This window comes from Pelistega europaea (assembly GCF_013133775.1).
In the GTDB taxonomy this organism is placed as follows: Bacteria; Pseudomonadota; Gammaproteobacteria; order Burkholderiales; family Burkholderiaceae_B; genus Taylorella; species Taylorella europaea.
The window spans coordinates 1-10,679 of sequence record NZ_JABGBO010000016.1 but is presented as its reverse complement, the minus strand read 5'-3'; the positions used below and the strand labels follow the sequence as shown (position 1 = coordinate 10,679).

Annotated in this window: 8 protein-coding genes; 6 read left to right on the top strand and 2 right to left on the bottom strand. The window is 34.5% G+C overall.

Annotation, left to right across the window (positions count from 1 at the left end):
• A partial coding sequence (locus HKX40_RS10935) for an integrase core domain-containing protein (RefSeq protein ID WP_171588563.1) occupies positions 1 to 102 on the top strand: 102 nt, incomplete at its 5' end.
• A gap of 5 nt (positions 103 to 107) precedes the next feature.
• Here HKX40_RS10935 and HKX40_RS10475 read toward each other — a convergent pair.
• Positions 108 to 674, bottom strand: a complete 567-nt coding sequence (locus HKX40_RS10475) for a hypothetical protein (RefSeq protein WP_171589531.1) — start codon at positions 672 to 674, stop codon at positions 108 to 110.
• Between the two features lie 131 nt (positions 675 to 805).
• Here HKX40_RS10475 and HKX40_RS10470 point away from each other — a divergent pair, with 131 nt between their 5' ends.
• The 5 genes from HKX40_RS10470 to HKX40_RS10450 all read left to right on the top strand — a co-directional run bounded on the left by HKX40_RS10470 (position 806) and on the right by HKX40_RS10450 (position 10,576).
• Positions 806 to 4,858 carry a helix-turn-helix transcriptional regulator gene (locus HKX40_RS10470; protein WP_171589530.1) on the top strand — a complete coding sequence of 1,351 codons (4,053 nt, stop codon included), beginning with the start codon at positions 806 to 808 and terminating at the stop codon, positions 4,856 to 4,858.
• 231 nt (positions 4,859 to 5,089) lie between these two features.
• A complete protein-coding gene (locus HKX40_RS10465; protein WP_171589529.1) occupies positions 5,090 to 5,992 on the top strand; it encodes an FRG domain-containing protein in 903 nt (300 codons plus the stop codon).
• 30 nt (positions 5,993 to 6,022) lie between these two features.
• A complete protein-coding gene (locus tag HKX40_RS10460; protein ID WP_171589528.1) occupies positions 6,023 to 7,165 on the top strand; it encodes an HNH endonuclease signature motif containing protein in 1,143 nt (380 codons plus the stop codon).
• Between the two features lie 688 nt (positions 7,166 to 7,853).
• The gene (locus HKX40_RS10455) at positions 7,854 to 9,923 is read left to right on the top strand and encodes an ATP-dependent nuclease (protein ID WP_171589527.1); all 2,070 of its coding nucleotides are present in this window, start codon (positions 7,854 to 7,856) and stop codon (positions 9,921 to 9,923) included.
• Positions 9,905 to 10,576: a UvrD-helicase domain-containing protein gene (locus HKX40_RS10450; RefSeq protein ID WP_171589526.1), complete on the top strand. Its 672-nt coding sequence runs from the start codon at positions 9,905 to 9,907 to the stop codon at positions 10,574 to 10,576. Before HKX40_RS10455 ends, HKX40_RS10450 begins: the two co-directional genes overlap by 19 nt.
• 5 nt (positions 10,577 to 10,581) lie before the next feature.
• Here HKX40_RS10450 and HKX40_RS10930 read toward each other — a convergent pair.
• Positions 10,582 to 10,679: integrase core domain-containing protein (locus HKX40_RS10930; RefSeq protein ID WP_425500462.1), on the bottom strand; the 98-nt coding region annotated here is incomplete at its 5' end.

Below are 10,679 nucleotides of genomic sequence, written 5' to 3'. Positions count from 1 at the left end.
GAAGAGTGGTTAACTGTTTATAATACGCAAAGACCCCATGATGCACTAAAAGGTTTAACACCCCTAATGTACAAACAAATGCATTCCGTTTCTACTTCTTAGTTGTACTAAAAATGGGATGGGTACATGAGCATTTGAGGGTTATCTAGAAAATTAGTAGCATTAGTTTTCTCTAAATGGGAGTAAAAAGCATCAAAGGATAAACAGGGATAATGATACGTAAATAGTTTTCTTTTTTCTTCGTAGGAAAAAGAGACAATTTTTGCAATGGTGATGGTGTGATTATTAGATTCTGCTCCAAAAATTTCTTCTAGCCCTTGGTTATACGATTTGTTCCACTCACTCCCTCTGCAAGCAACAATCAATTGAGCTGGTTGAGCGTCTTTTGCAACTTTCCATAGTTTATCAATATCGGATGGATGAGAAAAGAAACATTCATCAAGAGCGTCAATAACTAATGGATCGTGTTTCTTGGGATGCGTTAATTCTTGAATTAATGAGTTGGCTCTTTGATGTATTCCTCCTAATTTTCTTGCTAAGCTTTTAAGTAAACTCGTTTTTCCTGCTCCTGGTTCGGATAGGATGATAATGACTTTATATTGACTAATAAGCTCCTCTTCTGTTGTCGGCTGTCCATCAATAAGCAGGGTTCTGGCTAAGTAAAAGTCACTCATGTTATGCATACAATATTTGATTGCTAATGGCAAAATTATATTGACAATTTAATTATATGTCTATATATTCATTGATAAATTTGGTGTAATGTATAACGTTACGGTTTGGATTGGTGATTAGAGGAGATAGTATGACAATCCACCACCCAGGTCTAAGAATTAAGGAAAAGGTTATTCCCAAAGAATTATCTGTGAGCGACGCTGCCAAACTTTTAGGCGTGGCTCGACCAACTCTTTCTAAATTATTAAATGGACGAGCGTCGTTATCTGTAGGAATGGCTCAACTTCTTGCAAATACATTTAGTTTCTCACTAGATGAGTTATTGCGGTGGCAATCAGAATATGAAGGATATAAGGTAAGCGTGAATAGGAAGTTGTCTGTGAGCCATGTTTATGCTCCTCCTTTTTTATCTATCAAGGCAAATACGATTACAAAATGGGTGTCTGAAGAGTCTATCGAAGCAAGATCGCGTTTTGCTGTTTTTCTTAGAACCTTAATCCATTCCACTGTAAGTAATATCAGTTGTATTGATTTTCCTGGTAATGATGATGCAGAAAGACCGGGTTGGGATGGTTGGCTTGAAGCGAATGAAGTAACACCATGGGTGCCAGAAGGAAAATCTGGTTGGGAGTGGGGAGTAACTAATAATATACGAAGAAAAGCTCATGATGACTTTACTAAGAGTCTTAAAGTAGCTGGTCAAGATGCAGCAGAAATTACTTTTGTTTTTGTCACTCCTCGTCGATGGGTGAATAAAAATAAGTGGGCAGCGCAAAAGAAAGCGCTGAAAAAGTGGAAAGATGTTCGGGTATATGATGCTAGCAATTTGGAGCAATGGCTTGAACAGTCCTTGCCTGCTCAAACTTGGTTGGCAAATGAAATAGGCCTTGATAATAAAGGGGTGCGTTCTCTCGAACGATGTTGGTTTGATTGGTCAAATAGATGTAATCCAGCATTGGTGCCTGATTTTTTTGATGATTATATTAAGAACTATCGTAAAAAAATCTTCACTTATTTGTCTAATCCTCCCAGTGAAACTTTTCATATTTATGCAGATACTACAGATGAAGGAATAGCATTCTTATCTCGGGTACTATGTACTAATCAGACATTCTATGATCAATGTTTGGTATTTGATTCTTTAGATGTTTTTCCCTCTCTAATGACAGGCGCTGGCAAATTAGTTGCTATTACCGATAAACCAGATATAGGTAATGAGTTTTCCCCATATAGAAGCAAAATTCACACTTTTATTGTTTCGCATAAAGCACTGACAAATCAGCAAAATCCTAACGCTATTACTTTGGAAGTGTTGAATAAAACAACTTTTGTCCATGCCTTGGAAAAAATGGGTAAATCTTTTGATGAGGCAGGGAAGTTAGCCAATCAAGTTGGATTTTCTTTAAGTGTGCTGGGAAGGCAACTTAATAACCATGAGTCTTGTAAAAAACCATTGTGGGTAAAAGAGTATAAGCAAGATTTGATTCCGTTTCTATTTGCTGGTGCATGGGATTCCTCAAACGAGGAAGATAAAAGAATATTAGAGGTACTAGGTTATAAGAAGTTCTATGATGAGATGGATAGAGTGCTGTTTTGCTGTAGTGAAATGGATGATCCTCCAGTATGGGTTATTGGTCAGTATAGAGGAGTGGTATCAAAAATTGATTTGCTGTTTATTATCACTCCCTTTGTTACGAGAGCAGACCTAGACAACTATTTTAAAGTGGTAGTTGATGTACTTGGAGAAGATGATCCAGCATTGGATTTACCACAGGATCAGCAATTTTATGCTAATGCCTTAGGTAAGGGGAGAAAGTATTCGAGAAGTTTGCGGCAAAGTATTGGTGATACGTTGATGTTATTGGCAGTCCATGGAAATTTATTATTTAAGGAAAGGTTGGGTTACGACTGTCAATGTAAGGTAGATGAAGTGGTAGAGAGTTTGTTGACACCCGTGACTTCTCGAAAATTATTGTCATGCCATGATATTTTTTCTGTGTTAGCGGAATCATCTCCTGATGTGTTTTTAAATGTTGTTTCTAGTGATTTAAAAAATGAGGGCGAAATATTTAGTGTTTTGCGACCAGTGAGTAATGTGACTCTAGAGTCGCCTAAATATACTGATTTATTAGTAGCACTGGAAAAATTGGCTTGGGATAAAGCATATGTGAGCAGGGTAGTTGATATACTAACACAATTATCTTCCAAGGACATAAATGATAAGTATGTTAATAAACCGCTACACTCTTTGGGGAAAATTTTTTTCCCTTTTTATCCACAAACAAGCTTGAACATAGATGAAAGAATACTGCTGATTACTCAACTCATCAAAAAGCATCCTGTCGTAGGCTTAAATCTTTGCATTGATTTAATTCCAGAACATCTGCCGAAGCGTGTTTCAATATTTCCTAGCCATCAATATGTCTGGAAAAATACCCAGGCAGCTCCAATGGTTACCACGGGTGATGTGCATCATTTCTACAAAGAAATGATTAAGTTAGTATTAACACCAGAACTTTCCTACTCCATTCAACAGCTAACTCGACTTATCTCAAGATCCAGACTTTTGACAGATGAGCAACAAGACCAACTATGGGGATTAGTGAAGCAATGGTTTAATAACGGTGGAACTGATGAACAAAAGAAGATGATTCGTTCTGCTATACATGGTATGTTTTTATCTCGGTGGGCTAAGAAACGTGAGCCTACTGCTGCGCTGACACCATTAGGACAAGAAATCTACAATACGTTAAAGTCTAATGATGAAAAAGGGTATGAATGGTTGTTTAAAAGCATATGGATTCATCAAGAGTCCCATGAAAGTGTAGCTGATTTAGAGTACGAGGATAGAGAAGAGGTCGTTGAAAAGAAACGCATAGAAGTGTTAAGCACGTTGTTTGAGTCTCGTCAAATGAGAGAAATTTTAAGATTATGTGAGATAGGAGATTGTGCTTATTTGATAGGTGCATTAATGAGTGAATATGTACTAAATGAAACTCAATGGAAGGAGACTATTTTTTTTATATTGCAAGAAACGAATGATAGTGACAGTGAAGGGAAATTTGCGAATTTATTGAGAGGATTGCTGTGTATTAATAATCTCACTATGGCGAGGGTTAAACAACTCATACACCAATTATCCGAAAAAGACAGGTTGCGGGTATGTTTACTCGCTCCATTTAGAGCTTATATTTGGGAGCTAGTTGAGTGTGAGGATGAAGAGTATCAAAGAGGGTATTGGCAGAATGTTGGGATTTCAGTTGCGAGGCAAGAGGAAATTGATGAGATACCGGCAGGGGTGCAGCATCTGCTAAATGCTCATAGACCACTAGCAGCTTTTTCTTATATAGCGCTTTTAAAGAGTAAAGTAAATACAGAGATGCTTTACTCTATTTTAGCTGATATGGCAAATTCTTCTGAACTGTCAGAGGGCTCCCTGCCCGGTGTGCATGACATTGTGGAGTCTTTTGAGTTAATTCAAAATTGTCAATCGCTCTCCTTAGAGCAAAAAGCGTCGTTGGAGTTTCTCTACGTAGGTGTATTAGCACCTCATGGGTTATGCAAAACTAGACTTTATGGTCTAGAAAAATATATTGAAGAATGTCCCGAGTTTTTTGTGCAACTTATTTCATGGCTGTTCAAGAGAGAAGATGGCTTAGATGATGCGGAAAACCTTTCTTTTGAGAAGAGGAAAATGCTAGCTGATAAATCACATGAAGTGTTAAATGCCTTACGCAGAATTCCCGGTACAGATGAATGTGGAATTATTCAAGAGAATGCACTTAGAAAGTGGATTGAGAAAACAAGAGTGATGGGGAATGAGAAAAAAAGAATATATGCCACGGAATATTATATTGGTGAGTTGTTAAGTCATGGTCCTACTGGAGAGGATGGTGTTTGGCCTTGTGAGGTAATTAGAGATGTAGTAGAGGATTTAGAGGTGATGCCAATGATTAATGGAATGTATATAGGGAAAGCTAATAGTGAGTCTGCGGTTGAATGGGTTGGTGATGGATATGAAAAAGAGGAAGAAAATATTAAACAATATAAACGATGGGGGGAGAAATTAGTACTTACACATCCTTTTGTTGCCCAACTTTTAAAGAGGCTCGCAAGAGGTAAGGAAAGCATGATTGAATATTTGGAAAAGAATCGTAGACTTAGGGTGAGAGGATATTGGTAACAGTCCTATAGTGAGGGAGCGTTCCCCAGAAATGAGTTGATATAAGTTAGAAATTGTGGTCATCCTTAAATCAAGATAATAAGAAAGTAGAACTTTTGAGTGTTGTTGAAACGAAGAGGATAAAAACATTGTTAAACAGGGGGAGAATTTATTTGCTTTCTATTTTTTACGTGCAACCAGCTTGTGTGAGGTGGAGTTCTTGGAAGAGATACTTGTTCTAGGAGAAAAACGATGGGTGATTATGGTAAATTTAATGATTATTTTGTAGGAGAGGATGGTATAAGGGAGTACGTGATTGAGGAGTATGATGAGTTAAAGGAGTGGGTTGATAGTGTTATTAGTCCATGTCGTTACCAAGGGGGGCAGGGGGATATTTTAGAATCGATGGACAAAATAGCAGAAGAACTACAATTATTGGATTTATGTGAGTGGCAAGAGACTTATTTTAGAGGACATTCGAAAGAGTGTTATTTACTCCAATCTACTTTGGAGAGGCAAATATCTGCTGATATTATGGGATATTCTCTTAAAAAAGGTGAATATATTTGTCGTCCGTCTTTTGATAAAGTAGTCAATGAGTATTTTCAAAGAATTAGAAAAAACTTTAGAGGAAGGATGCCTGAACAGTATTTGTTGCTCAAGGATGATTGCATCAATGATTTTTGGGCTGTTGGTCAGCATTATGGATTAAAGACTCCTTTATTAGATTGGACTAAATCATTATTAGTGGCTCTATTCTTTGCTTTTCGTCCGGAGAAGATTGAGGCTAGTGACGAGTATAGAGTCATCTATACACTTGACCTGTTTGAAGTTAGAAATAATGTAAAGATTATCGAGCCAAGAGTTGATATTGGAGGAAGAATAAATGCTCAGCAAGGAGTTTTTACTGATTTAATACTTTCAGAGTTTTTAGAATTGAATAATACAGTGAATGCACGAATAGCCAATAATATATATCAAATTCCGTTTTTAACCAGAACAAAAATTAGCACAGCATTAAGAATACACGTTATGAGGTATTTGGCACGTCTGAATATAATGGACTCAACCTTATTCCCCGATATTTATGGAGCGATAGGGGAGAGTCACTTAATATTGGATAATATTATTCGAATAACATCATTACCAGAGTGATATAGGAAATATTCTGAATAAGGAAGAGAAATGAGTAGAAAGTCAATTGCAGATAGTGTTCAGAGAAGATTGTATGCGGAGTCAATGGGAATGTGCATGAACCCAGAGTGCCAAACGGAGTTATTTTTTGATAGTGGTGACATTATGGAGAAAGCACATATTTCACCGTACGCACATACAGAAGATAATTCGTATGAGAATTTGATTATTTTATGTCCTTCTTGTCATACAAAATTTGATAAAACGAGAGAGTTCGACGAGAAAATAGTTAAAAGCTGGAAAGAAGAGAGAAAGAAACAACTAAAAGAGTTCTTTTCTGTTCGGTATGAGTCATTTAAGGAGCTTAGAGATGCCGTAAGTCCTTTATTAGTTGAGAATAAAACGATTTATAATAATTATTATGCTGAAGGTAGAAAAGATTTTTGGGATAAATTTGAGTCTAGATTACTATTAAATAATGAGAAACTGGTACAAATTTTACAAAAGAATTTTCATTTGATTCAGAGTTCTAGAACCCAGGAATATTCAAATTTGCAGTTGGTAAAAGAATTTATTGTCCATGCTGAAGAGTTTAAGTGCACAAGAAATGATGAAGAAAAGATTAGAGCAGTACTTTTCCCAAAGGAAATAAATTCAATTTTTGGTATTGCTCCGATGGATGATTTTCCTATTCAGTCAGTTGAATCTTTAGAGGCTTTTTTGGAAATTATGCGGCAGAATAATAATTTGGAAGCGGTCGAGCTAGGTACTATTAGCCCCTACGTTCTACTAAGAGATCAAGGTAAGGTATTACTAAAGGATACTCCTCGGTTAAGACAGTTATATTCTGACTATGGCTGCTGGCGTAAAGGAAGTGTTAGATTTAATGATCTAAATTGTGTTTTAAAATATCTCAAATCTAGAGGAATAGCTTTTAGGTATATAAGAGAGTATTCTCTCAGAGAGATTGCCATTAATCAGGTCAATATTATGTTTGTTTATGAGTACTGTCTGAGTAAAGAGTTCTTAATGCGTATATGTCCTCCTTCAAAAACTGTTGTGGTTAATCTACATCATTGGAATGGGAATGGATGTGTGTCACAAGAGGCCCTTGAATTTGCTAAGACCTTAGATTTGACATTACTCCCCATAAATAATTTCTATAAATATGTTCACCAAATTAAGGAAAAGTGAAGCTATTCAATTAATAGCTGATAGCATTAAGTTATTTGATGACTTTGATAAAGTGTATGTTTTTGGATCTATATTGGATACTGATAGTCATTCGAATGATATTGATATATTGTTACTGTATTCTGTCTTTTCTGCTCGGATTGAAAGTAGCATAGCATACATGACTTATTATCTAGAAAGTATTAGTGGATATCCTTTAGATATAACAGCTTTAAGTTTTGAAGAGGAAAAAGAAATTAATTTTATATGTAGACTTAGTAATAAGATTTTGTGCGTGAAATGAATGGTGCATGGTCATGCCGTTGTAAGCAGATAAATATAACTTATCATTTGCTTAGACTAGAGAAGAGTAAAGAGAAAAATTAGATTTAGTGCAGGATTTATTTGATAACTAAAAAAATCCAGTAGTGGATTATGAGATTATTTAGGGTCTATTTGATTAGATGTGCTGGATTTTATAATTGAGTGCAATTAATGGTTTTATCTAATAACTGCAAATAGATTATTTACTGTGGTATGGTAGTATTACACATAAAGAAGTGGTAATTTTTCATGTATTGTTGGTAAAGAAGCTGATTAGGAGTCAATTTCTAAGTCAACTCAAAATTGTTCATAATACTTAATGGATGTGTTTTTCCTTGTAGTGGATTTAAATGAGATAGATGCATGATGTAGAGGAGAATTACAAATGATTTTAAAAAGGATGGAAGTAAATAACTTCAGACTTCTAAAAGAATTTCGATTAGATTTCAAAGAAGAGTTATCGTTAGTTATAGGCAAAAATAATAGTGGCAAAACTTCTGTTCTTATTATTTTGGATAAGATGCTAAATTCATCCAGAATAATGTGGGAAGATATTAATTTAGAAAGACAGAAAGAATTACATCAGGAAATAATTAAATTTAATATTTTAGATCAGAAGGATGATATACCCTTAGAAGCCATAAATCTTAAATTATTTATTGAGTACAGCGATAAAGATTCATATACAAATATTCAGAAATTTATGATGGACTTAAAACCAGAAAATAACATCATAGTGCTGGAATTTGTCTCCTTGATATCAGCAAAAAAAGTCGCAGAATTACGAAACCATATGGATGAGGATAAGATTAATGACTTTACATTATTTTCTAAGTTTCTCAGTAAAAATTTTGCAAAATTCTTTGAAGTAAAAAAATACTCAAGAGGATTTGATGTAGCGGAGCATAAAATAGAAGAAGTTAGATCAGAAGAAATTGAGAGCAGTGATATTCAGAAATTAATTAAAGTAGTAGGAGTCAGGGCTGATCGGGCGGTTTCTAATGATGATCGTAATCACGTTTTATCAAGCCTAACAGGCAAATATTTTAATTCTTATAAATCAGTCAAAAGCAAAAGTGAGTTGATATTTACCCAGTTAGAAAAAAAATTGGAAGAGGCAGATAATGAATTGTATAAAATTTATAACGGGAGTGAGGCGGAAAATGGGGAGGTTATTGATGGAGTTTTTAGCGAGATTATAAAGGTTATAAGACAATATGGAGGGGCAGGACAAGGGATTGACATTGCGATAGAGTCTTCAATCTCAGAGAAAAATCTATTATCAGATAATACAAATTTGAGCTACAGACAAGGGAATGAGAGCACTCTTCCTGAGACATACAATGGATTGGGACATTTAAATTTGATTGGTATTTTATTTGAAATTGAAACAAAAATACAAGAAATATTTGAACAACCTGCCGATATAAATCTCTTGTATATCGAGGAACCTGAGGCACACACTCATCCTCAACTGCAATATATATTTATAAGAAATATTAAAAACCATATTGAGTCGCGCAAGAAAAAACTATCAGATATGGGAAAACAGTTGCAAGTTTTGATTACTTCTCATTCTTCGCATATAGTTTCGGCCTGTAATTTTGATGATGTTATATATTTAAAGAGAGAAGAGAATGGAGTCATAGCAAAAAACTTTAATTCTTTAAAAGATGAGTATAGTGGTGATAGTCAGAAAGGATTTAAATTTGTAAAGCAATATTTGACTCTCAATAGAAGTGAACTTTTCTTTACCGATAAGGTTGTTTGTGTAGAAGGAGATACTGAACGAATTTTGATGCCAATGATGATGTATAAAGTTGATAAGAAGATTACACCAGCAAATGGTGAACTTCCTTTATTATCACAAAATATTTCGATAATTGAAGTTGGAGCCCATTCTCATATTTTCATTCCTTTATTTGAGTTTTTAGGTCTTCATGTTTTGATAATCACAGATATAGATGCGGCAAAGAAAAGAGAGGATGGAAAATATGTTAAATCACATCCTCAAAATGCAGAGAATACAAGTAATGTAGCAATCAAAGAATTCTTTAAAGATACTAGTCTTGAGGGATTAGGGAATATATTTCATGAGCTTGTTAGTAAAGGTTCAAAGGATAAAATTAAAAAGAAGATAAGGATCGCTTATCAAATACCTGAAAAAGATGGTGAGTACCAGGCAAGTAGCTTTGAGGATGCATTTATAGCATTAAATAAAAATTTTATTATAAAAAATAAGGAGAATTTCCAAGAGTATGGGGCATTAAAGAGTTTTGACGATGAGGAAATTATAAATGATTATTATAATTTTGCACAGAAGAAGGTAGAAAAGAAATCTGCGTTTGCATCAAGCTTGTTATATTTTGATAATGAATATGATGGAGAAGATGATGGAACATGGAAAGTTCCATATTATATTGAGGAGGGGTTAGTATGGCTACGACAATCTTAGAATCAGAAGTTAAAGATGCTCTTCAATGTATACGGGAGAACAAAAATTTTGTTTTAGAAGGTGGAGCTGGTAGTGGAAAAACCTACTCGTTGATTTCTTTGATAAATGTATTGGTGAAAGAGTCTCCCAATATCAAGATTATTTGTATTACTTATACGAATAATGCGGTTGCAGAAATCTTGTCTCGTATAGAAAATGAGAATCTTTGGGTATCGACAATTCACAAGTTTATATGGTCTCTTATAAGCAAATATCAGAGGGAAATAAAAGATATTTTAGTGGAGTTAATTAATGATGAAAAGAATAACATTTTTAAAAAGCCTAAGGATTTTGCTGGAGCTTTAATTGCTACAGATTACTTTAAAAATCTTTATGTGGATTATGATGAATATTATTCAATAACTCCAGAAAATAATGGCAGGATTAGCATTAGTCACGATCATATTTTGGTAATTGCAGAAAGAATGTTTGAGCGATATAAAAAAATATCAGACATTTTAAAAGATGTTGCAAATTGCATTTTTATTGATGAATATCAAGATACAAGTCCTCTAGTTGCTAAAATTTTGCTAACACATCTTAGTCTGAGTTGCAAGAAAAATGTAATTGGTTTTTTTGGTGATTCAATGCAATTGTACCCATCCCATTTTTAGTACAACTAAGAAGTAGAAACGGAATGCATTTGTTTGTACATTAGGGGTGTTAAACCTTTTAGTGCATCATGGGGTCTTTGCGTATTATAAACAGTTAACCACT